The 25,795-nt window shown below is 74.0% G+C and carries 29 protein-coding genes; 24 read left to right on the top strand and 5 right to left on the bottom strand.

Features of this window, described 5'->3' with window-relative positions:
* The first annotated feature begins 15 nt into the window (after nt 1-15).
* From ESG85_RS22970 to ESG85_RS22960, 3 genes are all read left to right on the top strand, one after another.
* Nucleotides 16-987, top strand: coding sequence for an ABC transporter ATP-binding protein (locus tag ESG85_RS22970; protein WP_128982298.1), 972 nt, complete (start codon nt 16-18; stop codon nt 985-987).
* A 61-nt stretch (nt 988-1,048) separates the two neighbouring features.
* Nucleotides 1,049-1,876: an ABC transporter permease gene (locus ESG85_RS22965; RefSeq protein WP_181019088.1), complete on the top strand. Its 828-nt coding sequence runs from the start codon at nt 1,049-1,051 to the stop codon at nt 1,874-1,876.
* Nucleotides 1,877-1,936: 60 nt separating this feature from the next.
* Nucleotides 1,937-2,596, top strand: a complete 660-nt coding sequence (locus tag ESG85_RS22960) for a DUF2567 domain-containing protein (protein WP_128982224.1) — start codon at nt 1,937-1,939, stop codon at nt 2,594-2,596.
* Nucleotides 2,597-2,641: 45 nt separating this feature from the next.
* On the opposite strand, the gene ybaK is transcribed toward ESG85_RS22960, so the two are convergent.
* The 4 genes from ybaK to ESG85_RS22940 form a co-directional block, all read right to left on the bottom strand.
* Complete coding sequence (gene ybaK / locus ESG85_RS22955) at nt 2,642-3,139, bottom strand: Cys-tRNA(Pro) deacylase (protein ID WP_164986299.1); 498 nt, start codon at nt 3,137-3,139, stop codon at nt 2,642-2,644.
* Nucleotides 3,140-3,150: 11 nt separating this feature from the next.
* On the bottom strand, nt 3,151-3,888 hold the full coding sequence (locus ESG85_RS22950; protein WP_128982220.1) for an LON peptidase substrate-binding domain-containing protein: 738 nt from the start codon (nt 3,886-3,888) through the stop codon (nt 3,151-3,153).
* A gap of 66 nt (nt 3,889-3,954) precedes the next feature.
* Nucleotides 3,955-4,971, bottom strand: a complete 1,017-nt coding sequence (locus ESG85_RS22945; RefSeq protein WP_246095226.1) for a hypothetical protein — start codon at nt 4,969-4,971, stop codon at nt 3,955-3,957.
* Between the two features lie 209 nt (nt 4,972-5,180).
* On the bottom strand, nt 5,181-6,782 hold the full coding sequence (locus ESG85_RS22940; protein WP_128982218.1) for an oxidoreductase: 1,602 nt from the start codon (nt 6,780-6,782) through the stop codon (nt 5,181-5,183).
* 205 nt (nt 6,783-6,987) lie between these two features.
* On the opposite strand from ESG85_RS22940, the gene hisD reads away from it, so the two are divergent.
* The 10 genes from hisD to ESG85_RS22895 all read left to right on the top strand — a co-directional run bounded on the left by hisD (nt 6,988) and on the right by ESG85_RS22895 (nt 14,688).
* On the top strand, nt 6,988-8,331 hold the full coding sequence (gene hisD / locus ESG85_RS22935; protein ID WP_128982217.1) for a histidinol dehydrogenase: 1,344 nt from the start codon (nt 6,988-6,990) through the stop codon (nt 8,329-8,331).
* Nucleotides 8,328-9,458 (top strand): histidinol-phosphate transaminase, encoded by a 1,131-nt coding sequence (locus ESG85_RS22930; protein ID WP_246095225.1) that lies wholly within the window; start codon nt 8,328-8,330, stop codon nt 9,456-9,458. The genes hisD and ESG85_RS22930 overlap by 4 nt, the downstream gene beginning before the upstream one ends.
* The gene (hisB, locus tag ESG85_RS22925; RefSeq protein ID WP_030492957.1) at nt 9,455-10,048 is read left to right on the top strand and encodes an imidazoleglycerol-phosphate dehydratase HisB; all 594 of its coding nucleotides are present in this window, start codon (nt 9,455-9,457) and stop codon (nt 10,046-10,048) included. The genes ESG85_RS22930 and hisB overlap by 4 nt, the downstream gene beginning before the upstream one ends.
* 2 nt (nt 10,049-10,050) lie before the next feature.
* Nucleotides 10,051-10,215, top strand: coding sequence for a hypothetical protein (locus ESG85_RS35095; RefSeq protein WP_164986297.1), 165 nt, complete (start codon nt 10,051-10,053; stop codon nt 10,213-10,215).
* Nucleotides 10,212-10,859, top strand: a complete 648-nt coding sequence (hisH, locus tag ESG85_RS22920) for an imidazole glycerol phosphate synthase subunit HisH (RefSeq protein ID WP_128982213.1) — start codon at nt 10,212-10,214, stop codon at nt 10,857-10,859. The genes ESG85_RS35095 and hisH overlap by 4 nt, the downstream gene beginning before the upstream one ends.
* A complete protein-coding gene (gene priA / locus ESG85_RS22915) occupies nt 10,856-11,584 on the top strand; it encodes a bifunctional 1-(5-phosphoribosyl)-5-((5-phosphoribosylamino)methylideneamino)imidazole-4-carboxamide isomerase/phosphoribosylanthranilate isomerase PriA (protein WP_128982211.1) in 729 nt (242 codons plus the stop codon). The genes hisH and priA overlap by 4 nt, the downstream gene beginning before the upstream one ends.
* Nucleotides 11,581-11,976 (top strand): RidA family protein, encoded by a 396-nt coding sequence (locus tag ESG85_RS22910; protein WP_128982209.1) that lies wholly within the window; start codon nt 11,581-11,583, stop codon nt 11,974-11,976. The genes priA and ESG85_RS22910 overlap by 4 nt, the downstream gene beginning before the upstream one ends.
* Nucleotides 11,973-12,728 carry an imidazole glycerol phosphate synthase subunit HisF gene (hisF, locus tag ESG85_RS22905; RefSeq protein ID WP_128982207.1) on the top strand — a complete coding sequence of 252 codons (756 nt, stop codon included), beginning with the start codon at nt 11,973-11,975 and terminating at the stop codon, nt 12,726-12,728. Before ESG85_RS22910 ends, hisF begins: the two co-directional genes overlap by 4 nt.
* Before the next feature lie 128 nt (nt 12,729-12,856).
* Nucleotides 12,857-13,453, top strand: coding sequence for an ArsR/SmtB family transcription factor (locus tag ESG85_RS22900; protein ID WP_128982205.1), 597 nt, complete (start codon nt 12,857-12,859; stop codon nt 13,451-13,453).
* Entirely contained in the window at nt 13,450-14,688 is a 1,239-nt protein-coding gene (locus tag ESG85_RS22895; RefSeq protein ID WP_128982203.1) for an MFS transporter, read from the top strand. Before ESG85_RS22900 ends, ESG85_RS22895 begins: the two co-directional genes overlap by 4 nt.
* 55 nt (nt 14,689-14,743) lie before the next feature.
* Here the strand turns inward: ESG85_RS22895 and ESG85_RS22890 are convergent, their stop codons facing one another.
* Nucleotides 14,744-15,379, bottom strand: coding sequence for a TIGR03085 family metal-binding protein (locus tag ESG85_RS22890; protein ID WP_128982201.1), 636 nt, complete (start codon nt 15,377-15,379; stop codon nt 14,744-14,746).
* A 119-nt stretch (nt 15,380-15,498) separates the two neighbouring features.
* On the opposite strand from ESG85_RS22890, the gene hisI reads away from it, so the two are divergent.
* The 11 genes from hisI to lgt all read left to right on the top strand — a co-directional run bounded on the left by hisI (nt 15,499) and on the right by lgt (nt 25,734).
* On the top strand, nt 15,499-15,867 hold the full coding sequence (gene hisI, locus ESG85_RS22885; protein WP_128982199.1) for a phosphoribosyl-AMP cyclohydrolase: 369 nt from the start codon (nt 15,499-15,501) through the stop codon (nt 15,865-15,867).
* Nucleotides 15,868-15,878: 11 nt separating this feature from the next.
* Nucleotides 15,879-17,372 carry an anthranilate synthase component I gene (locus ESG85_RS22880; RefSeq protein WP_128982197.1) on the top strand — a complete coding sequence of 498 codons (1,494 nt, stop codon included), beginning with the start codon at nt 15,879-15,881 and terminating at the stop codon, nt 17,370-17,372.
* A 25-nt stretch (nt 17,373-17,397) separates the two neighbouring features.
* On the top strand, nt 17,398-18,054 hold the full coding sequence (locus ESG85_RS22875; protein WP_128982195.1) for a TIGR02234 family membrane protein: 657 nt from the start codon (nt 17,398-17,400) through the stop codon (nt 18,052-18,054).
* Nucleotides 18,055-18,213: 159 nt separating this feature from the next.
* The gene (locus ESG85_RS22870; protein WP_128982193.1) at nt 18,214-18,474 is read left to right on the top strand and encodes an HGxxPAAW family protein; all 261 of its coding nucleotides are present in this window, start codon (nt 18,214-18,216) and stop codon (nt 18,472-18,474) included.
* Nucleotides 18,475-18,556: 82 nt separating this feature from the next.
* The gene (locus tag ESG85_RS22865; protein ID WP_128982191.1) at nt 18,557-19,057 is read left to right on the top strand and encodes a DUF2752 domain-containing protein; all 501 of its coding nucleotides are present in this window, start codon (nt 18,557-18,559) and stop codon (nt 19,055-19,057) included.
* 121 nt (nt 19,058-19,178) lie between these two features.
* Entirely contained in the window at nt 19,179-19,988 is an 810-nt protein-coding gene (gene trpC, locus ESG85_RS22860; protein ID WP_128982189.1) for an indole-3-glycerol phosphate synthase TrpC, read from the top strand.
* Between the two features lie 6 nt (nt 19,989-19,994).
* Nucleotides 19,995-20,279: a tryptophan biosynthesis modulator TrpM gene (gene trpM, locus ESG85_RS36985; protein ID WP_425471268.1), complete on the top strand. Its 285-nt coding sequence runs from the start codon at nt 19,995-19,997 to the stop codon at nt 20,277-20,279.
* A 1,178-nt stretch (nt 20,280-21,457) separates the two neighbouring features.
* A complete protein-coding gene (trpB, locus tag ESG85_RS22850) occupies nt 21,458-22,741 on the top strand; it encodes a tryptophan synthase subunit beta (protein ID WP_128982187.1) in 1,284 nt (427 codons plus the stop codon).
* Nucleotides 22,738-23,556, top strand: a complete 819-nt coding sequence (gene trpA / locus ESG85_RS22845) for a tryptophan synthase subunit alpha (RefSeq protein WP_128982185.1) — start codon at nt 22,738-22,740, stop codon at nt 23,554-23,556. Before trpB ends, trpA begins: the two co-directional genes overlap by 4 nt.
* A 63-nt stretch (nt 23,557-23,619) precedes the next feature.
* A complete protein-coding gene (locus ESG85_RS22840) occupies nt 23,620-24,468 on the top strand; it encodes a DsbA family protein (protein ID WP_128982183.1) in 849 nt (282 codons plus the stop codon).
* Between the two features lie 249 nt (nt 24,469-24,717).
* A complete protein-coding gene (gene lgt / locus ESG85_RS22835; protein WP_128982181.1) occupies nt 24,718-25,734 on the top strand; it encodes a prolipoprotein diacylglyceryl transferase in 1,017 nt (338 codons plus the stop codon).
* The last annotated feature ends 61 nt before the right edge of the window (nt 25,735-25,795 follow it).

The following is a 25,795-nucleotide window of genomic DNA, read 5'->3' as shown; positions in this document are numbered from 1 at the left end:
TCCCTTGTGAGTACGGTGTGCGCGGTGCGGGACCTGGTGAAGACGTACCCCGCCACACGCGGCAGACGCGGCACGCCCGCGACCCCCGAGGTACGGGCCACCGACGGGATCAGCCTCGATGTGCGCGGCGGCGAGATCTTCGGCCTGCTCGGCCCCAACGGCGCCGGCAAGTCCACCCTCGTCCGCCAGCTCACCGGCCTCATGCGCCCCGACTCCGGCTCCGTCCGGATGCTCGGCCACGACCTGGTCCGCCACCCCGAGCGCGCCTCCCGGCTCCTCGCCTACCTCGGCCAGGAGTCCACGGCCCTCGACGAGCTGACCGTCGCCCTCGCCGCCGAGACCACCGGCCGGCTGCGCGGCCTCGGCACCCGCGAGGCCCGCGCCGAGCGCGACGCCGTCCTCGACGAGCTGGGACTCGGCGAGCTCGCCGGCCGGCCCCTCAAGAAGCTCTCCGGCGGCCAGCGCCGGCTCGCCTGCGTCGCCGCCGCCCTCGTCGGCGAGCGGCCCGTCCTCGTCCTCGACGAACCCACCACCGGCATGGACCCGGTCGCCCGCCGCGCCGTCTGGGCCGCCGTCGACCGGCGGCGCGCCGACCGCGGCACCACCGTCCTGCTCGTCACCCACAACGTCATCGAGGCCGAGACCGTCCTCGACCGGGTCGCCGTCCTCGACCGCGGCCGGGTCATCGCCTGCGACACCCCCGCCGGACTGAAGGAGCGCGTCGCCGGCGAGGTGCGGGTCGAACTCGTCTGGCGCGAGCGCGCCCCGCTGGACGTCCCCGAGGTCGCCGCGCTGCGCACCTCCGCGCAGGAGTCCGGCCGCCGCTGGGTGCTCCGGCTCGCCCCGGACGAGGCCCGCGCCGCCGTCGCCGCGGTGACCGGCGGGGCGGCCTTCGCGGCCCTGGACGACTTCACCCTGGCGACGCCCAGCCTGGAGGACGTGTACCTGGCGCTCGGCGGCGAGACCCGGGGACTGGTGAAGGCATGACGCGCCCTGTGACGTTCCCGAGCGTGTACGTGTCCGTGTCGACCGTCAGGAGCTGGACGAGTTGAGCACCCTGCCCGCCGAGGCCGTCACCGCCGGCGTGCCCGTCGGCCGGCCCCGCGACGAGGAGCCGGACGCGGCCCCGCTCGCCCCGCGCGCCCGGCTGTTCCCCGCGCTCGGCGCGGTCTACCGCGCCCAGCTCTCGCGCGCCCGGGTCGCCCGGATCCCGCTGCTCTTCGTGGCGACCTTCCAGTCGATCGGGATCATGGTCCTGATGCGGGGCGTCGTCGACGGCGGTTCGGAGGCCCGCGCCGTGGTCGCCGGCTCCGCCGTGCTCGTCGTCGCCTTCGTGGCGCTCAACCTGCTCGCCCAGTACTTCGGACAGCTGCGCGCGAGCGGCGGGCTCGACCACTACGCGACGCTGCCCGTGCCGCCCGCGGCCGTGGTGCTCGGTGCGGCCGGCGCGTACGCCTCCTTCACCGTGCCCGGGACGCTGGTGACCGCGGTCGCCGGCTCGCTGCTCTTCGGGCTGCCGCTCGGCCACCTGTGGATCCTCGCGGCCGTGGTGCCGCTGTCCGGGGCCGCGCTCTCCGGTCTCGGCGCGGCGCTCGGCCTGCTCGCCCCGCGGCAGGAGCTCGCCACCCTGCTCGGCCAGCTCGGCATGTCGGCGGCGCTGCTGCTCGGCGTGCTCCCCGCCGAGCGGCTGCCCGGCCCGATCGGCTGGGCACGGGACCTGCTGCCCTCCACGTACGGGGTGGAGGCCCTGGCCCGTACCTTCGACACCCACCCGGACTGGACGGCGGTCTGCCTCGACCTCGCGGTGTGCGGGGCGGTGGGCGTCGTCTCGCTCGCGGTCGCCACCCGGGCGTACCGGAGGGCCGCGGTCCGCTGAGCGCCGCCCGGGCCCAGGTCCGCTGAGGCGGCTCACAGCCGCACCTGGCACGATGGCGTCGTGACCGCACCTCTGACTCCGCCGCACCAGCCGCCGCCGCACGACTCCGCCTGGCCCGCGCCCGAGCCGGTGCCGCCCGCATCGGGCGGCGCCCCGAGCACGGCGACCGAGTTGCGGCAGTCCGCCGTGGTGGTCGCCGCGTCCGTGGCGGGCGGGTTGCTGCTCGGTCTGCTGTGGCTGTGGCTCGCGCCGCGGGTGACGCTGTTCTCCGACGGCAAGGCCGTCTACCTCAAGAACAGCGAAGGCGAGTCGGCCATCGGGATGGACGGCACCTTCGTCCTCCTCGCCCTCGGCTTCGGCGCGCTGGCCGCAGCCCTGGTGTTCCTGATCCACCGGCACGGCGGCATCGCCCTCGTCCTCGGCCTCGCGGCCGGCGGTGTCCTCGGCTCACTGCTCGCCTGGGGCGTGGGCGTCTGGTTCGGCCCGGACCGCGACGTCGTCGGGCACGCCAAGGCGGTCGGTCCCGACGTCGTCTTCGAGGCGCCGCTGGAACTCAAGATGGGCGCAGCGGCGCTGCTGGCCTGGCCGATCGCCGCGATGCTCGTCCACCTGGGCCTGACGGCCCTGTTCGGCCCGCGCGACCCGGAGCCGGAGGACGACGGGACGACCTGGACCGAGCCGGCGCCGCACCAGACGCCGCCCGCGGCGCCGCAGGGCTGAGCGGACGACGGCGGGGAGCGGCCCCGGTGCCGCGCCGGCGCGCGGTCAGCCGCGCCCGATCGGCGCCAGGACCGCGTTCGTCAGGGTCGCCAGGTCCTTCGGGGACAGTTCGACCTCCAGACCGCGGCGGCCCGCCGAGACGCAGATCGTCTCGTGGCCGGAGGCCGAGTCGTCCAGGACCGTGCGCAGGCGCTTGCGCTGGCCCAGCGGGGAGATGCCGCCGCGCACGTAGCCGGTGGTGCGTTCGGCCGCCGCAGGGTCCGCCATCGCCGCCCGCTTGCCGCCGACCGCCGCGGCCAGTGCCTTCAGGTCGAGCTGGCCGGCGACCGGGACGACGGCGACCGTGAGCTCGCCGTCCACGTCGGCGACCAGGGTCTTGAACACCCGGTCGGGGGAGACGCCCAGGGCCTCGGCCGCCTCCTCGCCGTACGACGCGGTCGCCGGGTCGTGCTCGTACGCGTGCAGCGTGTACGGCGTGCCCGCGGCCGTCAGCGCCACCGTCGCCGGGGTGCCGCCGCCGTTCTTCTTCTGCTTCTTCGCCACGGGTTCCTCGCTCAGTTCGGGCTGGTCGGCGCGCGCGTGAGGTCCACCGCGGGCAGCGACGGGAGGTGGCGGAGCACCGCCGTCTCCGAGCGGAGCAGGGTGAGTTCCTCGCGCAGCCGGGTCGCCGTGTCCGGTGCCTGGAGCAGCCGCTGCTTGGCCGGGATGTCGAGCACGGCCGCCGCGGCGACCAGGTACGACACGACCGAGGGGTCGTCCGGCAGTTCGCTCGTCGTCATCGACCGTTCCCGGGCGCCCGCGAGCCGCTTCTGGTACGAGCGGAAGGCGCGCAGCACGCTCTCCGCGAGCGCGTCCGCCTCCTCGCCCTGCTCCTCGGGGATCTCCTCGACCTCCGCGGTGAGGAAAGGCCCGCTCGCGTCGACGGAGAGCAGCCGCACGCGGACGGTGCCGGTGACCATCACCTCGAAGCCGCCGTCCGCGCGCTGCCGGATCGACGCGGCGTCGGCCACACAGCCGACGCGGTGGAAGGCCTGGACCGGGTCCGGGCCGAAACCGGCCGCGGGTCCCTTCTCCGGCAGCGCCGTCTGGTCCGGGAGGCCCGGCGCCGTCGGCGCGACCTCACGGCCGTCGCGGATCGCCACGACGGCGAAGCGCCGCGGCTCGGACTCGTCCGTGCGCAGCAGTTCGCGCATCATGGCGCGATACCGCTCCTCGAAGACGTTGAGCGGCAGCACGAGCCCGGGGAACAGCACCGTGTTCAGCGGGAAGAGAGGCAGACGGGCGGTGGTCACAGCGGTCAAGCGTAATGGCCGCCGGGCGCGCCCCCGTCGGCCCGTCCCGCAACCGGCGCGGACACCTCAGGCGGCCGGCCCGGCGGCCGCGCCCAGCGGGATGCGCCGGGCCGCTTCCCGGACCGTGCGGGCGCGTGCCTCCAGGAAGCCGTGCAGCGGGTCCTCGGCGACCAGCGTCCACGGGAACGTGCTGGCCTGCGGCCCGATCCGGCCGAACTCCGCCAGGGCGTCGTGCCAGCGGCCGCGCTCCACGAGGACGCGCACGAGCAGGTTGCGCACCTCGGCCGGCCACAGGGCGCCCGCCGGGTACTCCGCCGACAGGGCGAGGGCCCGGTCGGCCGCCGCGTCGATCCGGCCGGCCCGCACGCCGTGCTCGCGCCCGGGGGCGGCGAGCAGCTGGGCGAAGGCCGCCCGCACCGGCAGTGCCTGGGCGAGCGAGCCGGGCAGCGCGTCCTCCGCGGCCTGCTCGGCGAAGTCGAAGCACTCGCGGTGCGAGCCGTACCACTGCGCCGACAGGTACTTCAGCGCGGCCACATGGCTGCCGTAGTGGTGCGGGGCGCGGCGTACGGCCTGCTCCCACAGCGCCTCGAAGACCGTGTGCCCGGCGTGGGTGCCGCGCGCGTGGTCCAGGGCGAGCCGCCACGGCACCGGGTCGCGCGGCGCGGCCTCGGCGGCGGCCTCGATCAGCGGGCCGAGCTCGCGGAGCCGTTCCGCCCTGGCCGGCGACTCCCAGGCCCGGCGGACCGCCAGCTGCGCGGTGACGAGCAGGGCGTCCGGGTCGTGCGGCGCGGCCGACAGCCAGTGCTCCAGCCAGCCGTCCCTGCGGTACGCGAAGGCGCTCAGCCGCGTGACGTAGCGGTCCCGCTCCTCCCACTCGGCCGCGTCGCGGGTGGTGGCGAGCAGTTTGGCGGCCGGCTCCGGGTCGTCGAGCGCGGCGGCGACCAGTGCCGGGGCGAGCCGCCCGTCCGGCGCGTCGAGCAGCACGTCGTCGTCCGGCGTCAGCGCGGCGGCGAGCCGCGGGGCGTGCCGGACCATGCGGGAGGTGCCGATCAGGGCGCGGAGCAGTGACATGGTGCGAAACATTGAAAACCGCAGGTGAGGGCCGCGCCAGTGGGGGACTGTGAAGCTTTGGTGGCGGCGGGAAGGTTGTGCTGACGGGGGTCAAGACAACGTAAAGGAAGGGGCGAATCGGTGCGCGCGCCACCCCCCGCCCGCACAACCGGAATGCCCGCGCCCCCTGACCGCACGACAGGAATGCCCGCGCCACCCCCCGCCCGCACAACCGGAAGCCGTCAGCCCCGGCGCAGCAGCCGCGACGCGCCCGCCGCCACCGTCGTGGCGAGCACCCAGCCCAGCAGGATCAGCACCGTGGACGCCCACTGCCAGAAGCCCTCCAGGCGCCAGAAGCCCACCTGCCCCAGGTCGATCACCGGGAGCAGCAGGTCGAGCGCGTACAGCGGGGCGTTCCAGTGCGGCGACTCGCCCGGCTTCAGCGGCACCGCGTCGTAGTGCGAGAAGGCGACCGTGCCCGCCGCCCACAGGACGGCCATCCACAGCGCCGCCCGGCCGGGCCGGTAGCCGTACGCCACCGTCAGGTCCTGGACCCAGCCCCACAGCTTCCCGGCCACCGGCAGCGTCTCGCGGCGCCGCCGCTGCTTGGCGAGCAGCACCTCGCGGGCGTCCGCGTCCTCCCCGCTGTTGCGCAGCACCGTCGCCAGCCGCTCGTACGGCTCCGGCGCGTACTCCGGAGTGGCCGCCGCCACCCACTCCAGGCGCCGGGCCAGCGGGAAGTGCCCGTACGGCACCAGGTTCTCGTAGAGGAAGCCGTTGATCGCCAGCCCGCCCGGGCCCGGCCAGCTGCCGGCCAGGTCGATCAGCGTCACCACCTTCGCCCCGTTGAGCACCACCCGGCCCTCCTCCGGGCGCTCCCCGTTGAACCGCAGCTCCGGGGTCACGATCCGGCGCAGCGACAGCTCCTCCCGCCGCGAGCCGTCCAGCACGAACCGGGCGTGGTTCAGGTCGACCGAGTCGCCGAAGCGGCCGTCGTCCAGCCGCACCCCGCCGTGGCACTCGACCGGTTTGCGCCGCGCGCCCTGCGCCGGCGTCACCCCGTACGGCGGCGTGGCCGTCGCGTTCCCCGAGGTCTCGTAGACCCACGCCGCGTTCAGGTAGAGCGTGCGCTCCACGGTCAGCTGCGGCGCGTTCAGCGCGCGGCGGTGCTGCGCCCCGCGCAGCACGCTGCCCCGCAGGCTCAGCGACACGCCGACCTTCGCGCCGCGCAGGCTCACCTCCCCGTACGTCTCGATCAGCTCGGCCTGGAAGTCCTGCGCGACCACCATGCCGTCCGCCGTGACCGCCCGGCCGCGCCGGTCCGGCCACACCCGGATCTGGTTGATCAGCAGGTCCGTGCCGATCTGCGCGTCCGTCAGCCGGATGCCCCGCTCGACCCGGCAGCGCGGCAGGTGCAGGTCGCCCTCCGTGTGCAGCCGCGCCGCCTCCAGGCGCGGGATCGCGCACTCCACCATCCGCAGCGTCCCGAAGTGGGCCTCGGGCAGCACCACCTCGCCGTCGAACCGGCAGCCCTGCAGCTCCACGTACGGCCCGATCGTGCCGCCCGCGAGATACAGCACCCCCGTGATCCGCGCCCCGCGCAGCTTCAGCGCCGCGACCCGCCCGGCCACGGCCGGCGGCCCCTCGAGCAGCAGCAGCGCCACGATCTCCGCCCGGACGCTGCGCTCGGGCCCCCACGGCGTCCGCAGCGCGAACGGATCGTCCCGCTCGGGTATCCCTTCCCTCAGGTCACACGTCCCGCCCACCCGGAACGCCCTCCACATGACCTCCTCCGGCCCGGTCAGGCCCTCCGGCATCCCGTCGTCCTCGCGCGGCTCGGTCACTGCCGCCCCCTCGCTTCCCACGATTCCGCTTTCCCGGATTCGTACAGCCGTTCTTCCCGCTGAGTGACGGACTGAACGCTAACGGTCAGGAGTGGCGACAAGACGCCAGAGTGGCCCGTATCAGCCAGTGGTACGGGTGTCCGCGATGCGTATCAGCCAGTGATACGGACGTCCGGCGTTGTGGGGCGTCTGCGAGAATTGAGCCGTGATCTCTCGAATCGATCTGCGCGGCGAGGCCCTCCCCGAGGGTTCCGCCCTGCGTGACCTGCTGCCCCGTGCCGAGTTCGACGTGGAAGCCGCCCTGGAGAAGGTGCGGCCGATCTGCGAGGGCGTCCGGCATCACGGCGCGGCGGCCGTGATCGACTACGGGGAGAAATTCGACGGCGTCCGCGTGCCGAGCCTGCGCGTCCCCGCCGAGGCGCTGACCCGCGCCCTCGACGAGCTCGACGCCGCCGTCCGAGCGGCCCTGGAGGAGTCCATCCGGCGCGCCCGCAAGGTCCACCGCGAGCAGCGCCGCACCACCCACACCACCCAGGTCGTGCCCGGCGGCACGGTCACCGAGAAGTGGATCCCCGTCGAGCGCGTCGGCCTCTACGTGCCGGGCGGCCGGTCCGTCTACCCCTCGTCCGTGGTCATGAACGTCGTGCCCGCCCAGGAAGCCGGCGTCGAGGGCCTCGCCGTCGCCTCCCCGCCGCAGCGGGAGTTCGGCGGCCTCCCGCACCCCACGATCCTCGCCGCCTGCGCCCTCCTCGGCGTCGACGAGGTCTACGCCGCCGGCGGCGCCCAGGCCGTCGCTATGTTCGCGTACGGCACCGAAGGCACCGCCGGCGATCCCGGCTGCGCCCCCGTCAACCTGGTCACCGGCCCCGGCAACATCTACGTCGCCGCCGCCAAGCGCCTCCTCAAGGGCCGCATCGGCATCGACGCCGAGGCCGGCCCGACCGAGATCGCGATCCTCGCGGACTCCACCGCCGACCCCGTCCACGTCGCCGCCGACCTGATCAGCCAGGCCGAGCACGACCCGATGGCCGCCTCCGTCCTCGTCACCGACTCCGCCGAGCTGGCCGAGGCCACCGAGGCCGAACTGAAGACCCAGGTCGCCGCCTCCAAGCACGTCGACGACCGGATCGTCCCGGCCCTGGCCGGAAAGCAGTCCGCGATCGTCCTCGTCAAGGACATCGCCGACGGCCTCAGGGTCGTCGACGCCTATGGCGCCGAGCACCTGGAGATCCAGACCGCCGACGCCGCCGCCGTCGCCGACCGGGTCCGCAACGCGGGCGCCGTCTTCGTCGGCCCCTGGGCCCCGGTCTCCCTCGGCGACTACTGCGCGGGCTCCAACCACGTGCTGCCCACCGGCGGCTGCGCCTGCCACTCCTCCGGCCTGTCCGTCCAGTCCTTCCTGCGCGGCGTCCACATCGTGGACTACACGCGCGACGCCCTCGCCGAGGTCGCCCACCACGTGGTCACCCTCGCCGAGGCGGAGGACCTCCCGGCGCACGGCGCGGCGATCAAGGCACGGTTCGGATGGAAGGTCCCCGAGAGCAAGTGACCCAGCGCAAGACCATCGGGATCGACGACCTGCCGATCCGTGACGAGCTGAAGGGCAAGTCGCCCTACGGCGCGCCCCAGCTCGACGTGCCCGTCCAGCTGAACACCAACGAGAACCCCTACCCGCTGCCCGAGCCCCTGGTGGCCCGGATCGCGGAACGGGTCGCCGAGGCCGCCCGCGGCCTCAACCGCTACCCCGACCGGGACGCCGTCGAACTGCGCACCGAGCTCGCCCGCTACCTCACCCGCACGACCGGGCACCCGGTCGCCCGGGAGAACGTCTGGGCGGCCAACGGCTCCAACGAGGTGCTCCAGCAGCTGCTGCAGGCCTTCGGCGGCCCCGGCCGTACCGCGATCGGCTTCGAACCCTCGTACTCGATGCACGCCCTGATCGCCCGCGGCACCGGCACCGGCTGGATCTCCGGTCCGCGCGACGAGGACTTCCGCCTGGACCTCGCGGCGGCCGAGCAGGCCATCGCGGAGAACGCGCCGGACGTCGTCTTCGTCACGTCGCCCAACAACCCCACCGGCACCGCCGTCGAGGCGGAGACCGTCGTCGCGCTGTACGACGCCGCCCAGGCCGCCAAGCCCTCCCTCGTGGTGGTCGACGAGGCCTACGTCGAGTTCAGCCACCGGGCCTCGCTGCTGCCCCTCGTCGAGGGCCGCCCGAACCTGGTGATCTCCCGGACGATGTCCAAGGCCTTCGGCGCCGCCGGACTGCGTCTGGGCTACCTCGCCGCCCACCCCGCCGTGGTCGACGCCGTCCAGCTGGTGAGACTGCCGTACCACCTTTCGGCCGTCACCCAGGCCACCGCCCTCGCCGCCCTGGAGCACACCGACACCCTCCTCGGGTACGTCGAACAGCTCAAGGCCGAACGCGACCGGCTGGTCGCCGAGCTGCGCGCCATCGGCTACGAGGTCACCGAGTCCGACGCCAACTTCGTGCAGTTCGGCCGCTTCGACGGAGCGGAGGGCTCCCACGCGGCCTGGCGGAAGATCCTCGACCGGGGCGTCCTGGTCCGGGACAACGGCGTACCCGGCCGGCTCCGGGTCACCGCCGGCACCCCCGAAGAGAACGACGCGTTCCTCGACGCGGTTCGTGAGCTGAAGAAGGAGCAGAACGCATGAGCCGCGTAGGCCGCGTTGAGCGCACCACCAAGGAGACCTCCGTCGTCGTCGAGATCGACCTCGACGGCACCGGAAAGGTCGACGTGTCGACCGGGGTCGGCTTCTACGACCACATGCTCGACCAGCTCGGCCGGCACGGTCTGTTCGACCTGACCGTGAAGACGGACGGCGACCTCCACATCGACTCGCACCACACCATCGAGGACACCGCCCTCGCCCTGGGCGCCGCCTTCAAGCAGGCCCTCGGCGACAAGGTCGGCATCTACCGCTTCGGCAACTGCACCGTCCCGCTGGACGAGTCGCTCGCCCAGGTCACCGTCGACCTCTCCGGCCGCCCCTACCTGGTGCACACCGAGCCCGAGAACATGGCGCCGATGATCGGCTCCTACGACACCACGATGACCCGGCACATCCTGGAGTCCTTCGTCGCCCAGGCGCAGATAGCGCTGCACGTCCACGTGCCGTACGGGCGCAACGCGCACCACATCGTCGAGTGCCAGTTCAAGGCCCTCGCCCGTGCCCTGCGCTACGCCTCCGAGCGCGACCCGCGCGCCGCCGGCATCCTCCCCTCGACGAAGGGCGCCCTCTAACCGTGAACGGCCTCTCCACCGTCCTCATCGTCGTCGGGCTCTTCCTGCTCGGCGGCATCTACTCCTTCGTCAAGCAGAAGATGCCCAAGGGCCTCATCGTGCTGCTCTCCATCGGCGCCGTGATGTGCCTGTCGGCCGGCGTCCTGCGTCTGGACGTGTGGTCATGACGGCGGGCACCCCCAAGAAGGTCGTCGTCTTCGACTACGGCTTCGGCAACGTGCGCTCCGCCGAGCGGGCCCTCGCCCGGGTCGGCGCGGACGTCGAGATCACCCGCGACTACGAGAAGGCGATGAACGCCGACGGACTCCTCGTCCCCGGCGTCGGCGCCTTCTCCGCCTGCATGCGGGGCCTCACGGAGGCCCGCGGCGACTGGATCGTCGGACGCCGGCTGTCCGGCGGACGGCCCGTCATGGGCATCTGCGTCGGCATGCAGATCCTCTTCGCCCGCGGCATCGAGCACGGCGTCGAGACCGAGGGCCTCGACGAGTGGCCCGGCACCGTCGAGCCGCTCGACGCCCCCGTCGTGCCCCACATGGGCTGGAACACCGTGGACGCGCCCGCCGACAGCGAGCTGTTCGCCGGCCTGGACGCCGACGCCCGGTTCTACTTCGTGCACTCCTACGCGGTGCGCGACTGGACCCTGGAGATCGGCAACCCCACCCTGCGCGCGCCCAAGGTCACCTGGGCCACCCACGGCGAGCCGTTCGTCGCCGCCGTCGAGAACGGCGCCCTGTGGGCCACCCAGTTCCACCCCGAGAAGTCCGGCGACGCCGGTGCCCAGCTCCTCACCAACTGGATCGGAACCCTGTGAGCACTCTCGAACTCCTCCCCGCCGTCGACGTCCGTGACGGCCAGGCCGTCCGCCTCGTCCACGGCGAGTCCGGCACCGAGACCTCCTACGGCTCCCCTCTGGAGGCCGCCCTCGCCTGGCAGCGCTCCGGCGCCGCATGGCTCCACCTGGTCGACCTGGACGCCGCCTTCGGCACCGGCGACAACCGCGCCCTGGTCCGCGAGGTCACCGAGGCCATGGACATCAAGGTCGAGCTCTCCGGCGGCATCCGTGACGACGCCTCGCTCGCCGCGGCCCTCGCCACCGGCTGCACCCGGGTCAACCTCGGCACCGCCGCCCTGGAGACCCCCGAGTGGGTCGCCAAGGTCATCGCCGAGCACGGCGACAGGATCGCCGTCGGCCTCGACGTGCGCGGCACCACCCTGAAGGGCCGCGGCTGGACCCGCGACGGCGGCGACCTCTACGAGACGCTGGCCCGCCTCGACTCCGAGGGCTGCGCCCGCTACGTCGTCACCGACATCGGCCGCGACGGCACGCTCACGGGCCCCAACCTGGAGCTCCTGAAGAACGTCTGCGCGGCCACCGACAAGCCCGTCGTCGCCTCCGGCGGCGTCTCCTCCCTGGACGACCTGCGGGCCCTCGCCGGGCTCGTGCCGCTGGGCGTCGAGGGCGCGATCGTCGGCAAGGCGCTCTACGCGAAGGCCTTCACCCTGGAGGAGGCCCTGCAGGCGGTGGCCTCCGCATGAGCGGCACGGAACGGGTGAGCAGCGGCAGCCCGTGGGAGGACGCCTTCGGCTTCTCGCGGGCCGTCGCGGCGGGCGACCGGGTGGTCGTCGGCGGCACCACGTCCTTCAAGGGCACGGTGCTGTACGGCGAGGGCGACCCGTACGAGCAGGCCAAGGTGGCCTTCGCCACCGCCCTGGAGGCCGTCGCCGAGTTCGGACTCGGCCCGGAGTCGGTGATCCGGACCCGGATGCTGCTGACCCATGCCCGCGACGTGGACGCCGTGGGCCGGGCCCACAAGGAGGTCTTCGGCGACGTGCGTCCCGTGACGACCCTGATGGTCGTCGAGGGCTTCGTCGACCCCCGTGTCCTCGTCGAAGTCGAACTCGAGGCCTACCGAGGAGCGTCGTCATGAGCCTCGCCGTACGCGTGATTCCCTGCCTGGACGTGGACAACGGCCGCGTCGTCAAGGGCGTCAACTTCCAGAACCTGCGCGACGCGGGCGACCCCGTCGAGATGGCCAAGCTGTACGACGCCGAGGGCGCCGACGAGCTGACCTTCCTCGACATCACGGCCTCCTCCGGCAACCGCGAGACCACCTACGACGTGGTGCGCCGCACCGCCGAGCAGGTCTTCATCCCGCTCACCGTGGGCGGCGGCGTCCGCTCGGCCGAGGACGTCGACAGACTGCTGCGGGCCGGCGCGGACAAGGTGGGCGTGAACACGGCCGCCATCGCGCGCCCCGAACTGATCCAGGAGATCGCGGAGCGCTTCGGGCGCCAGGTCCTCGTCCTGTCCGTGGACGCCCGGCGCACGCCCACCGGCTCCTTCGAGGTGACGACGCACGGCGGCCGCAAGGGCACCGGCATCGACGCCGTCGAATGGGCGCACCGGGCCGCCGAGCTGGGCGCGGGCGAGATCCTGCTCAACTCGATGGACGCGGACGGCACCAAGGACGGCTACGACACCGAGATGATCGCGGCCGTGCGCAAGCACGTGACCGTCCCGGTGATCGCCTCCGGTGGCGCGGGCAAGCTCTCCGACTTCCCTCCGGCCATCGCCGCCGGCGCGGACGCTGTCCTCGCGGCCTCCGTCTTCCACTTCGGCGACCTGCGCATCGGCGAGGTCAAGGGAGCGCTGAGGGAAGCGGGCCACGAGGTCCGCTGAGCCGGATTCCGGTTCGCGACGTGCCACAGGAAGGGCCCTCTCCGGGGCCCTTCTTCGTTCCCACTTGCGCAGGATTATTTGTGCAATTTATATTGCGCAAGATTTCGTTTGTATCTAGCGTCATGGGCATGACCTCGCAGGAGAACCGCCGCATCACCGACATCGGCACCCTCAAGGCCATCTCGCACCCCCTGCGGATGCGCCTCTACCGCGCCCTCTTCGTCGCCCGCACCGCCACCGCCTCGCAGCTCGCCGATCAGGTCGACGAGGCGGTCTCGCTCGTCAGCTACCACCTGCGCAAGCTCGCCGAGCACGGGCTGATCGAGGAGGCGGAGGCCCGGTCGAGCGACGGCCGCGAACGCTGGTGGCAGCCGAGTTCGTACGGCATCACCATCCGCGACGAGGACGTCCGCGACAGCCCGGAACTCGCCGCCGCGAGCGACGCCGTCGGCCGCACCGTCGACCGGCAGCGCGGCGAGCTCCACAGCCGCTTCCTCGACGAACGCCTCACCTGGTCCGACGCCTGGCGGTCCGCCGCGCTCAGCGCCGAGTGGCTGCCCCGCCTCACCGCCGCCGAACTCGCCGCGCTCGGCGAGGAACTCGCCGCCGTCTGCGAGAAGTACGACCGCAAGGCCCGCGCCGCCGAGGCCGCCGGCGACACCGAGGGCCGCGAGAACGTCGCCGTGCACCTCCACGGCTTCCCGTACCGGGGACTGCCCCGGTGACGGCCGTCACCACGGCCGCCGCCCCCGCCGCCCGGCCCGCGCACCGCGACCCCCAGGTCCTGCGCTGGCTCGGCGCCTTCACCGCCTCCACCCTCGGCGACAGCGTCTACTACCTGGCCCTCTCCTGGGCCGCCGTCAGCAGCGGCAGCCCCGCCCAGGCGGGACTCGTGATGGCCGTCTCCGCCGCCCCGCGCGCCCTGCTCCTGCTCTTCGGGGGAGTGATCGCCGACCGGCTCGGCCCGCGCCGGGTCGTCCTCGCCTCCGACACCGTCCGGTGCCTCGTCACCCTCGGGCTCGCCGCGGTGATGCTCGTCGGTTCCCCCGGGCTGTGGCTGCTGGCTGCCGTCGCCGTCGTCTTCGGCGTCGTCGACGCCCTGTTCCTGCCCGCCGTCGGCGCCCTGCCGCCCCGCATCGCCGGTCACGACCAGCTCGCCCGCGTCCAGGGACTGCGCGGCCTCGCCTACCGCTCGGGCGCCGTCCTCGGCTCTCCGCTCGGCGGCCTCGCCGTCGCCCTCGGCGGCACCGCCGGAGCCTTCGGCGTCGCCGGAATCCTCTTCGCGCTGTCCCTGCCGCTGCTGTGCGCCCTCAGGCTCCGGACACCCGCCGGCGAGGCGAAGAGCGACGGCACCGCCCTGAGCGACCTCGCCGACGGCCTGCGCTACCTGCGCGGCCACCGGGTCCTCGGCCCGCTGATGATCACCATCCTGCTCGCCGACCTCGGCTTCGTCGGCCCGCTCAACGTCGGCCTCGCCGTCCTCTCCGAACAGCGCGGCTGGGGCGCTCCCGGCATCGGCTGGATCCTGGCCGGCTTCGGCACCGGCGCAGGCGGCGCCTCCCTGCTCCTCGCGATCAGGGGACGGCTGCCCCGGGCGGGCGCCACCGCCGGCGGGACCCTGGTCCTCGGCGCCGCGGCCATCGGCGGCCTCGCGTTCGTTCCCCGGCTGCCCCTCGCCGTCGCCGTCGCCGCCGCGATCGGCCTCCTCGCCGGAGTCTCCGGAGCGCTCTGCTCCGCCCTCGTCCAGACCACGTGCGACCCCGCCTACCTCGGCCGGGTGACCGCCGTCGCCAGCCTCGCCAGCCTCGGCCTGGCCCCGCTCGGCATGCCGCTCACCGGCGCCGCCATGGGCCTCTGGGGCGCCGGCCCCGTCTACGTCGCGAGCGCCGCCGTCTGCGCCCTCAGCGGCGTCTACGGTCTCGTCGTCCCCGCCCTGCGCCGCGCCGAGCTGCCGGAGTAGCCGCTCTCAGATCGTCCCCGCCCTGCGCCGCGCCGAGCTGCCGGAGTAGCCGCTCTCAGATCCCCAGCTGCTTCGTCTCGTGCAGCCGGTCCACCGCCTGCTGCTCGCCGTCCAGGACCACCTTCGCCGCGTCCTGCCGGCCGAACAGGAACATCAGCAGCTCGCCCGGCTCCCCGGACACCGTCACGACCGGGGTGCCGCGGTGCGCCACCACCGTGCGGCCGTCGGGGCGGCGCAGCACCAGGCCCACCGGGGCCCTGCGGCCGGCCAGCCGCGCCGTCTTCTCCAGGCGGGACCACAGCGCGTCCGCGAAGACCGGGTCGAGCTCGCGCGGCGACCAGTCCGGCTGCGCCCGGCGCACGTCCTCGGCGTGCACGTAGAACTCGACGACGTTCGCGCCCTCGTCCACCTGCTTGATGGTGAACGGCGACAGCCGCGGCGGCCCCGTACGGATGAGCCCGATCAGCTCCTCGTACGGCTTCTCGGCGAACTCCGCCTGCACCCGGTCGAGCCGGCCCCTCAGCGCCGGGACGAGCGAGCCCGCCGCCGCGTCCGGCCGGCGCTCCCGCACCACCACGTGCGCCGCCAGGTCCCGGGTGCGCCAGCCCTCGCACAGCGTCGGGGCGTCCGGGCCGGCCGCCTCCAACAGGTCCGCGAGCAGAAGGCGTTCACGCTTCGCATGGGTCGACATGGCCGCCAGCGTACGGGCACGGCCACCGCCGCGCCCAGCGGACGCCCGCCGACCGGACCCGCCGTTCCGCCCAGTGGACGCACCCCGGCCGTCACCCGCGGTCACGGCACAATGGCGGCATGAGCACCGCGCCCCGGACCCCCAGCGCCCTCGACCCGGCCGTCGCCGCCCGCCTCAAGCGCAGCCCCGGCGGACTGGTCCCCGCCATCGCCCAGCAGTACGACACCGGCGAGGTGCTCATGCTCGGCTGGATGGACGACGAGGCGCTGCACCGCACCCTCACCACCGGCCGCGCCACCTACTGGTCCCGCAGCCGCCAGGAGTACTGGGTCAAGGGCGACACCTCCGGGCACGTCCAGCACGTCAAGGCCGTCGCCCTCGACTGCGACGCCGACACGCTGCTCGTCAAGGTCGACCAGGTCGGCGCCGCCTGCCACACCGGCACCCGCACCTGCTTCGACACCGACGTGCTCCTCGCGGCCGAGTAGGGTCTGGCGCCATGGATCTCGAGACCTTCCGCAAGCTGGCGGCCGACCGCCGCGTCATCCCCGTCAGCCGCAGGCTCCTCGCGGACGGCGACACCCCGGTCGGGCTCTACCGCAAGCTCGCCGCCGAACGCCCCGGCACCTTCCTCCTCGAATCCGCGGAGAACGGCCGCAGCTGGTCCCGCTACTCCTTCATCGGCGTCCGCAGCGACGCCACCCTGACGGTGAAGGACGGCGAGGCCCACTGGCTCGGCACTCCGCCCGTCGGCGTCCCCGTCGACGGCGACCCGCTGGCCGCGCTGCGCGCCACCGTCGAGACCCTCCACACCCCGCGCGACCTCGCGTCCGGCATGCCGCCCTTCACCGGCGGCATGGTCGGCTACCTCGGCTACGACATCGTCCGCCGCCTGGAGCGCATCGGCGAGCACGGCCGTGACGACCTGAAGCTGCCCGAGCTCACCATGCTGCTCACCAGCGACCTCGCCGTCCTCGACCACTGGGACGGCAGCGTGCTGCTGATCGCCAACGCGATCAACCACAACGACCTCGACACCGGCGTCGACGAGGCCTACGCGGGAGCCGTCGCCCGCCTCGACGCCATGGAGGCCGCCCTGGGCCGCCCGGTCGCCACCACCCCCGCCGCCCTCCCGGAATCCGCGCTCCCCGAGTACACCGCCCTGTGGGGCGGCCCCGCCTACCAGGACGCCGTCGAGGACATCAAGGAGCGCATCCGCGCGGGCGAGGCCTTCCAGGTCGTGCCCTCCCAGCGCTTCGAGACCCCCTGCACCGCCTCCGCCCTCGACGTCTACCGGGTGCTCCGGGCCACCAACCCGTCCCCGTACATGTACCTGTTCCGCTTCGAGAACGGCTTCGACGTCGTCGGCTCCTCGCCCGAGGCCCTGGTCAAGGTCGAGGACGGGCACGCCATGCTCCACCCCATCGCCGGCACCCGGCACCGCGGCGCCACGCCGCAGGAGGACCACGACCTCGCCGAGGAACTGCTCGCCGACCCCAAGGAGCGCGCCGAGCACCTCATGCTCGTCGACCTCGGCCGCAACGACCTCGGCCGGGTCTGCGCACCCGGCTCCGTCGAGGTCGTCGACTTCATGTCGATCGAGCGCTACTCGCACGTCATGCACATCGTCTCGACGGTCACCGGCAAGGTCGCCGAAGGAAGGACCGCCTTCGACGTCCTCACCGCCTGCTTCCCGGCCGGCACCCTCTCCGGCGCGCCCAAGCCCCGCGCGATGCAGATCATCGAGGAACTCGAGCCCTCGCGCCGCGGCCTCTACGGCGGCTGCGTCGGCTACCTCGACTTCGCCGGCGACTCCGACACCGCCATCGCCATCCGCACCGCGCTGCTCCGTGACGGCACCGCGTACGTGCAGGCCGGAGCGGGCGTCGTCGCCGACTCCGACCCGGTCGCCGAGGACAACGAATGCCGCAACAAGGCCGCCGCGGTGCTCCGCGCCGTCCACACGGCGAACCGGATGCACACGACCGGATGAACGATCGGCACGCCGGTAGGGGATAGTGGGGTACGTGAGTGCTGTATCCGTACCCCAGCCCCGAGCCGCCCGACAGGGCGGCGCCGCCCCCTCCGGCGCCCGCCGCAGCCTGGCCGCGGCCCTGCTGCTCGGCGCCCTCGGAGCCACCGTCGTACTGCTCTCCGCGGGCCAGATCTGGGCCGAGGGCACCGCGTCCGTCGGCGGCGGCACCGTGCCCGTCGAGGCCGAGGGCGGAGCCGTCACCGGCGTGCCGACCGCCCTGGCGATCGTCGGCCTCGCCGCGCTCGTCGCCGTCTTCGCGGTCCGCCGCACCGGCCGCACCATGGTCGCCGCGCTGCTCGCCCTGAGCGGCGCCGGAGCGGCCCTCGCCGCCGTCCTGGGCGCCTCCGACCGCTCCGCGCTGAACGCCGAGGCCGCCAGGATCAGCGGCAACACCGCCGCCGCCGTGGGCGGCCTCAGCCACACCGTCTGGCCGTACGTCACCGCGGCCGGCGCCGTCCTGATCCTGGCCGCCGGACTCTTCGCCCTGCGCTTCGGCACGTCGTGGCCCGCCATGGGCGGCCGCTACGAGCGCTCCGGCGCCCCCCGCGCCGCCCGCCGCCCCGCGACCGTCGACCCGGACCGCCCCGAGGACCTCTGGAAGGCCCTCGACCGCGGCGAGGACCCGACGCACCGGAGCTGATCCGGGTCCCCTCCCGGTACGGTGACGCCGACGTGACCGCTCGGCGACCGCTCACGGGACCGCGACGCGTGATCGTTCGGGCACCCCGATGCATCACGGCGCCCGCATGTACGGAAGAATGAGGCGTCACCACCGAGCAACACCAACGAGGAGCAACTCATGGCGGGCAGCGCCCACGGACACACCCCGGCCGCCTGGACCGGTGTCATCATCTCCTTCATCGGCTTCTGCATCGCCGGCGTCTTCATGGTGGCCGCCAACGTGCCCGGTTTCTGGGCGGGTATGGGTGTCATCCTCCTCGGCGGTGTCGTCGGCGGCGCGATGAAGGTCGCGGGCATGGGCATGCCCAAGGAGTCCGCCGCCGTCGTGGCCGCCCGCGAGGCCGCCACCCGCAGCGCGGTCGAGCGTGCCCACGCCTGATCACGCGGCCCCGGTTCACCCCGAAGGCGCAGTCCCGCGAGGCGGGGCTGCGCCTTCGCGCCGTACGGGCGAGAATCACCGGGTGGACCCGAACCCGACGGCGGCAGCCGTGACCCCGGCCGAGCACGCCCCCGCTCATCCCGGCACGTACGGCCCCTGCACCCCGCCACCGCCGGTCCCGCCGCGCCCGCTCGCCCGCCGGCTCCTCGCGCCGCTCGGCACCCTCGCAGGCGCCGCCGCCGCCTTCGCGTACGTCGGGACCGTCGACCCCAACGAACCCGGCCACTACCCGGTCTGCCCGCTGCTGCGCTTCACCGGCGTCTACTGCCCCGGCTGCGGCGGACTGCGCAGCGCCCACGCCTTCGTCCACGGCGACCTGGGCGCCGCCCTCGGCGCGAACGCGCTCGCCGTCGTCGGCTACGGCCTCTTCGCGGTCCTCATGGTCCTCTGGCTGGTTCGCGCCGTCCGCGGCCTCCCGATGAGCCTCGCGGTCGCCCCGGCCGTGTGGTGGGGCATCGGGGGCGTTCTGGCCGTGTTCACCCTCGTACGGAACCTTCCCTTCGGCTCCGCGCTGGCCCCGTGAGCCTCTCCGAAGTCCCAGCAGATGGGACGCGACGCCCACCGATGCGGGCCGGCGGCCCACCTGCGGATACCATCGACGTGGCTGAACCGTGTTCATCGAATCCCGGAAGGGGGCCTCTCGCGTGAGTGTGCTCGACGAGATCATCGACGGCGTGCGCGCCGACCTCGCAGAGCGGCAGGCGCGGGTCTCCCTCGACGAGCTCAAGGAGCGCGCCGCAAAGGCGCCGCAGGCCAAGGACGGTGTCGCCGCACTGCGCGGGGACGGCGTCACGGTGATCTGCGAGGTCAAGCGCTCCAGCCCGTCCAAGGGCGCGCTCGCCGCCATCGCCGACCCTGCGGGTCTGGCCGCCGACTACGAGGCGGGTGGCGCCGCCGTCATCTCCGTCCTCACCGAGCAGCGCCGCTTCGGCGGCTCGCTCGCGGACCTGGAGGCCGTCCGCGCCAGGGTCGACATCCCCGTCCTGCGCAAGGACTTCATCGTCACCGCCTACCAGCTGTGGGAGGCCCGGGCGTACGGCGCGGACCTCGCGCTGCTGATCGTCGCCGCCCTCGAGCAGGAGGCGCTGGTCTCCCTCATCGAGCGGGCCGAGTCCATCGGCCTGACCCCGCTGGTCGAGGTCCACGACGAGGAAGAGGTCGAGCGGGCCGTCGAGGCGGGCGCCAGGATCATCGGCGTCAACGCCCGCAACCTGAAGACCCTCAAGGTCGACCGCTCCACCTTCGAGCGCGTCGCGCCCGAGATCCCGGCCCACATCGTCAAGGTCGCCGAGTCCGGCGTCCGCGGGCCGCACGACCTCATCGCGTACGCCAACGCCGGCGCCGATGCGGTCCTGGTCGGCGAGTCCCTGGTCACCGGCCGCGACCCGAAGGCCGCCGTCGCCGACCTGGTCGCCGCCGGTGCCCACCCGGCCCTGCGCCACGGCCGGGGCTGACCGCTTATGATCCACCGCCACGACACGCCGCCGTACGTCCCGGGCCCCGGTGCCCGGGGCGCGGTCGGCGCGCCGTCGGCGGTCGGTGCCGCGTCGCCCGGGCGCCGCACCCTGCTCCGTACCGCCTCCGTGCCCGCCCACGCCCCGCTCGCCCGCGGCTGCCGCCCACGCGGCTGCCGCGCGCCGGCGCGCCGTGTCCACGGGCGCCGGGTGCGTTATGTGATCGGCGACGAGCCGGGGCAGGTCAACGGCATGCGATGGCGCCCGCCACGCTCAGCGCGCATCACCTGACCCACGCAGCCCGACCCGGCCGCCCCACGGCGGCCCCTGCGTCCGGTCCTCCGCCTCACCGCCCCCGCGCCCTGCCGGCCGGCGCCCACCGGAGCCCTGCACACGACGCCCGTCCCACCGGGCGACGCCACCCCAGGCCCTCCGCCGGGCACCCGCCGTACCGACCGGGCGCAACCGCACCTCCGTCCGGGCCCGCGCCTGTGCCGGGCGGTGCGGTGCTGCACCTCCGTCTGGGCTTGCGCCCGGCAAGGCGGTGCGGTGCCGTACCTTCCGTCCGGGCTCGCGCCTGTGCCGGGCGGTGCGATGCCGTACCTCCGTCCGGGTCCGCTCCTGGTCGGGACGGTGCGGTGTTGCACCTCCGTCTGGGCTTGCGCCCGGGTTGGATGGCGCGGTGCTGCACGTCCGTCCGGGTCCGCGCCCGGCAGGGCGGTGCGATGCCGTACCTCCGTCCGGGTCCGCTCCTGGTCGGGACGGTGCTGCACCTCCGTCTGGGCTTGCGCCCGGTTGGACGGTGTGGTGCTGCGCCTCCGTCCGGGTCCGCTCCCGGCAGGGCGGTGCGATGCCGCGCCCTCCGTCTGGGCTTGCGCCCGGTTGGACGGTGCGGTGCCGTACCTCCGTGTGGGCATTCGTCCCGCTGGGGCGGGACGGGTGGGCACACGGGACGGCGCCCTTGCGGGCGCGTTCCGCCCCTGTGCCTACCCGCACCCCCAGGGCGCCGCGCCCGCAGGGTGGCCGTCAAGGCGCGGGGGCCTGGGCCCGGCAAGGGGCGCCGTCCCGTTGTGCCCACCCGTTCCGCCCAGCGGAACGACTGCCCACAACGGAACGGCGGGGCGCCGGCACCCACGGCGGGTCCAAGCCCCGCCAGGCGGGGCACAGGCCCAGCGGGGCGCAGGCCCACGCCGCGGGGCACAGGCCCAGCGGGGCGCAGGCCCACGCCGCGGGGCGCAGGCCCACGCCGCGGGGGCGCCGCCCTCGGGCGGGGCGCAGGCCCACGACCGCGGGGCGCCGCCTCTGTCGGGGCGCAGGCTCCATCCGGCCGGGCGTAGCCCCGGGTGGGTGGCGGTCCGTGGCCGGGGTCGCGGTCCGGGGTGGGGTGCCGTAGGGCAGGGGAGCGCGCGCATAACGTGACCATCAACCGCACGTCATTCGGGGCCACCGGCCCCGCGAGGAGCAACCGCATGTCCAGCGAGTTCTTCATTCCGGACCTGGAGGGCCAGGTCCCGTCCGCCGAGGGCTACTTCGGTGCCTACGGCGGCAAGTTCATCCCGGAGGCCCTCGTCGCCGCCGTCGACGAGGTCGCCGTCGAGTACGACAAGGCCAAGCACGACCCCGAGTTCGCCCGCGAGCTCAACGACCTGATGGTCCACTACACGGGCCGCCCCTCCGCCCTCACCGAGGTCCCGCGGTTCGCCGAGCACGCCGGCGGCGCCCGCGTCTTCCTCAAGCGCGAGGACCTCAACCACACCGGCTCGCACAAGATCAACAACGTGCTCGGCCAGGCCCTGCTCACCAGGCGCATGGGCAAGACCCGGGTCATCGCGGAGACCGGCGCCGGCCAGCACGGCGTCGCCACCGCCACCGCCTGCGCCCTGTTCGGCCTCGACTGCACCATCTACATGGGTGAGATCGACACCCAGCGGCAGGCCCTCAACGTCGCCCGCATGCGCATGCTCGGCGCCGAGGTCATCGCCGTGAAGTCCGGCAGCCGCACCCTCAAGGACGCCATCAACGAGGCGTTCCGGGACTGGGTCGCCAACGTCGACAGCACCCACTACCTCTTCGGCACCGTCGCCGGCCCGCACCCCTTCCCCGCCATGGTCCGCGACTTCCACCGCGTGATCGGCGTCGAGGCCCGCCGGCAGATCCTGGAGCTCGCCGGACGCCTGCCCGATGCGGCCGTCGCCTGCGTCGGCGGCGGATCCAACGCCATCGGCCTCTTCCACGCCTTCGTCCCGGACGCCTCCGTCCGGCTGATCGGCTGCGAGCCGGCCGGCCACGGCGTCGAGACCGGCGAGCACGCCGCGACGCTCACCGCCGGCGAGCCCGGCATCCTCCACGGTTCCCGGAGCTACGTCCTCCAGGACGAGGAGGGCCAGATCACCGAGCCGTACTCGATCTCGGCCGGCCTCGACTACCCGGGCATCGGCCCCGAGCACGCCTTCCTCAAGGACAGCGGCCGCGGCGAGTACCGGGCCGTCACCGACGACGCCGCCATGCAGGCGCTGCGCCTGCTCTCCCGTACCGAGGGCATCATCCCGGCCATCGAGTCGGCGCACGCCCTCGCCGGGGCCCTGGAGGTCGGCAGGGAACTCGGCAAGGACGGGCTGATCGTCGTGAACCTCTCCGGCCGCGGCGACAAGGACATGGACACCGCCGCCCGCTACTTCGGCCTGTACGACACCGACGCCGAGGTGGCCGCGAACCAGGCCGCCACCGCCGAGATCGAAGGGGACGCCAAGTGACCGGCACCATCCAGCTGCTCGAAGAGACCCTCGCCGCGGCGAAGGCCGAGGACCGGGCCGCGCTCATCGCGTACCTGCCGGCCGGCTTCCCGACCGTCGACGGCGGCATCGCCGCGATCAAGGCGGTCTTCGACGGCGGCGCCGACGTCGTCGAGGTCGGCCTGCCGCACAGCGACCCGGTCCTCGACGGCCCGGTCATCCAGACCGCCGACGACATCGCGCTGCGCGGCGGCGTGAAGATCGCCGACGTGATGCGCACGGTCAGGGAGGCCCACGAGGCCACCGGCAAGCCGGTCCTCGTGATGACGTACTGGAACCCCATCGACCGCTACGGCATCGAGCGCTTCACCGAGGAGCTGGCCGCGGCCGGCGGCGCGGGCTGCATCCTGCCCGACCTGCCGGTCCAGGAGTCCGCCGTGTGGCGGGAGCACGCCGACAAGCACGGTCTCGCCACCGTCTTCGTCGTCGCCCCCAGCAGCAGGGACGAGCGCCTGGCGACCATCACCGCGGCCGGCTCCGGCTTCGTCTACGCCGCCTCCCTCATGGGCGTCACCGGAACCCGCGAGTCGGTCGGCGAGCAGGCCGCCGACCTGGTCCGCCGTACCCGGGCCACCAGCGAGCTGCCGGTGTGCGTGGGCCTCGGCGTCTCCAACGCCACCCAGGCCGAGGAGGTCGCCGGCTTCGCCGACGGCGTCATCGTCGGTTCCGCCTTCGTCAAGCGGATCCTCGACGCGGACGGCGACGAGGCCGCCGCGCTCGGCGCCGTAAGGGAACTGGCGGCCGAACTCGCCGCGGGAGTCCGCCGCAGGAAGTAACCCATACGGGTGGATTCGTGACCGGGGAGGCACGCGCGTGCCTCCCCGGTTCGTTCTCGTGGCGTGAGCGAGAAGAACCGTGACGGTAACCGGAGCGCGCGGGAGCGCCTCCAGCAGCAGCGCGAGCGCGAGAAGGCCCGCGAGAAGCAGCGCCGCGTCCTCATCGTGTCGGCGGCGGTCGTCGGCGTCCTCGGCCTGGCCGCGGTCGTCGGCGTGATCGCGGCCAACACCGGGGGCAAGGACAGCTCGGACAAGGCGGGCCCCGTCGTCGCCCCGGCCGGCGCCGTCGGCGGTGACAAGCCCGCCATCCCGCAGGGCAAGCCGGACGCACCGGCCACGCTCGCCGTCTGGGAGGACTTCCGCTGCCCCGCGTGCGCCCAGTTCGAGAACTTCTTCCGCGACACCATCCACGAGCTGGAGGCCTCGGGCGCGGTCAAGGCCGAGTACCACCTCGCCACCCTCATCGACGGCAACCTGGGCGGCAGCGGCTCGCTGCGCGCCGCGAACGCCGCCGCCTGCGCCCAGGACGCCGGGAAGTTCACCGCGTACCACGACACGCTGTACGTGAACCAGCCGCAGGAAACCGACGACGCCTACGCCGACAACGCCAAGCTCATCGAACTCGCCGCGAAGGTCCCCGGGCTCGACACGCCCGCCTTCCGCAGCTGCGTCGAGGACGGCACGCACGACGGCTGGGTGAAGAAGTCGAACGACGCCTTCCGCAGCAGCGAGTTCAGCGGCACGCCGTCCGTGCTGCTCAACGGAGAATCGATCTTCCCGAAGAAGGGGAACGAGCAGATCTCCGTGGAGAACCTGAAGAAGTGGGTCGCCGAGGCCAACCAGGGCAAGAAGCCCGGCACCGCCTCCCCGGCCGCGGGCTCCCCGGGCGCCGGAGCGGCCGCCGGCCGCTGAGGGGCTACAGGCCGTTGACGGGCCCTACGGGCCACTGACGGACGTCAGGCCCCGACGGGCGGCGAAGCCCTCGTCGGCCGCCTGGGCCGCAGACCGAGCCCGCGCCGCCGCCCGCCGCCGGTCGTCACATCCGGCCACCGGAGCCACCGACGGCCGGTGGCCGGCCGGCGACGATCCCGACGGCGTTACGGAGAAGTTGCCGGGCTGGCTGCCGTACGGCCCGCCCGGCAGGGTAGCGTCGGTCCTGCCATGGACCTTGCCTTCATTCCCAGCCCGTCGACCGGCGTGATCCACCTCGGACCGATCCCGCTGCGCGGCTATGCCTTCTGCATCATCATCGGTGTCTTCGTCGCCGTCTGGCTCGGCAACAAGCGCTGGATCGCCCGGGGCGGCACCGCCGGCACCGTGGCCGACATCGCCGTCTGGGCCGTGCCCTTCGGCCTCGTCGGCGGCCGGCTCTACCACGTGATCACCGACTACCAGCTGTACTTCAGCGAGGGTGAGAACTGGGTCGACGCCTTCAAGATCTGGGAAGGCGGCCTCGGTATCTGGGGCGCCATCGCGCTCGGTGCCGTCGGCGCCTGGATCGGCTGCCGCCGCCGCGGCATCCCGCTCCCGGCGTACGCGGACGCCATCGCGCCGGGCATCGCCCTCGCCCAGGCCGTCGGCCGCTGGGGCAACTGGTTCAACCAGGAGCTGTACGGCAAGCCGACCGACCTGCCCTGGGGCCTGGAGATCAGCGCCGGCGCCAACCGTGTCGAGGGCGTCTACCACCCGACCTTCCTCTACGAGTCGCTGTGGTGCATCGGCGTCGCGCTCCTCGTCATCTGGGCCGACCGCCGCTTCAAGCTCGGCCACGGCCGCGCCTTCGCGCTCTACGTCGCCGCGTACTGCGCCGGCCGGGGCTGGATCGAGTACATGCGCGTCGACGAGGCGCACCACGTTCTCGGCCTCCGGCTGAACGTGTGGACCGCGATCATCGTGTTCCTGCTGGCCGTCGCGTACATCGTGATCTCGGCGAAGGTGCGTCCGGGGCGCGAGGAGACCGTCGAGCCGAAGAAGGCCGTGGGCGGTGACGGGGCCGTGGACGGTGGGAAGACCGGCGAGGCCGCGGACGCGACCGACACGACCGGCGCCGACGGCGACGGCGCGCCGGCCGAGGACGCCGCGCCCGGCGACACGGACGCCGTCGCGGACGACGCCCCGGCCGCGGACGCGAAGGACAAGGACGGCGCCGGGAACGGCGCCGGAGCCGGCGGGCGCTGACCCGCGGGACACAGGGCACGAGGCGGAGGGCCGCCGGGACCGACTGGTCCCGGCGGCCCTC

This window comes from Streptomyces roseicoloratus (genome assembly GCF_004117935.1).
GTDB lineage: Bacteria > Actinomycetota > Actinomycetes > Streptomycetales > Streptomycetaceae > Streptomyces > Streptomyces roseicoloratus.
Note: the sequence above shows the minus strand (reverse complement) of the source record. Positions and strands in the feature narration are given on the sequence as shown.

Coding starts and splice junctions, on each gene's coding strand:
- trpB (WP_128982187.1), top strand. CDS start 21,458: ATGTCCAGCGAGTTCTTCATTCCGGACCTGGAGGGCCAGGTCCCGTCC.
- ESG85_RS22870 (WP_128982193.1), top strand. CDS start 18,214: ATGGCGGGCAGCGCCCACGGACACACCCCGGCCGCCTGGACCGGTGTC.
- hisH (WP_128982213.1), top strand. CDS start 10,212: ATGACGGCGGGCACCCCCAAGAAGGTCGTCGTCTTCGACTACGGCTTC.
- hisF (WP_128982207.1), top strand. CDS start 11,973: ATGAGCCTCGCCGTACGCGTGATTCCCTGCCTGGACGTGGACAACGGC.
- ESG85_RS22880 (WP_128982197.1), top strand. CDS start 15,879: ATGGATCTCGAGACCTTCCGCAAGCTGGCGGCCGACCGCCGCGTCATC.
- ESG85_RS22945 (WP_246095226.1), bottom strand. CDS start 4,971: ATGTTTCGCACCATGTCACTGCTCCGCGCCCTGATCGGCACCTCCCGC.
- ESG85_RS22890 (WP_128982201.1), bottom strand. CDS start 15,379: ATGTCGACCCATGCGAAGCGTGAACGCCTTCTGCTCGCGGACCTGTTG.
- ESG85_RS22910 (WP_128982209.1), top strand. CDS start 11,581: ATGAGCGGCACGGAACGGGTGAGCAGCGGCAGCCCGTGGGAGGACGCC.
- lgt (WP_128982181.1), top strand. CDS start 24,718: ATGGACCTTGCCTTCATTCCCAGCCCGTCGACCGGCGTGATCCACCTC.
- hisB (WP_030492957.1), top strand. CDS start 9,455: ATGAGCCGCGTAGGCCGCGTTGAGCGCACCACCAAGGAGACCTCCGTC.
- trpM (WP_425471268.1), top strand. CDS start 19,995: ATGATCCACCGCCACGACACGCCGCCGTACGTCCCGGGCCCCGGTGCC.
- hisI (WP_128982199.1), top strand. CDS start 15,499: ATGAGCACCGCGCCCCGGACCCCCAGCGCCCTCGACCCGGCCGTCGCC.
- ESG85_RS22900 (WP_128982205.1), top strand. CDS start 12,857: ATGACCTCGCAGGAGAACCGCCGCATCACCGACATCGGCACCCTCAAG.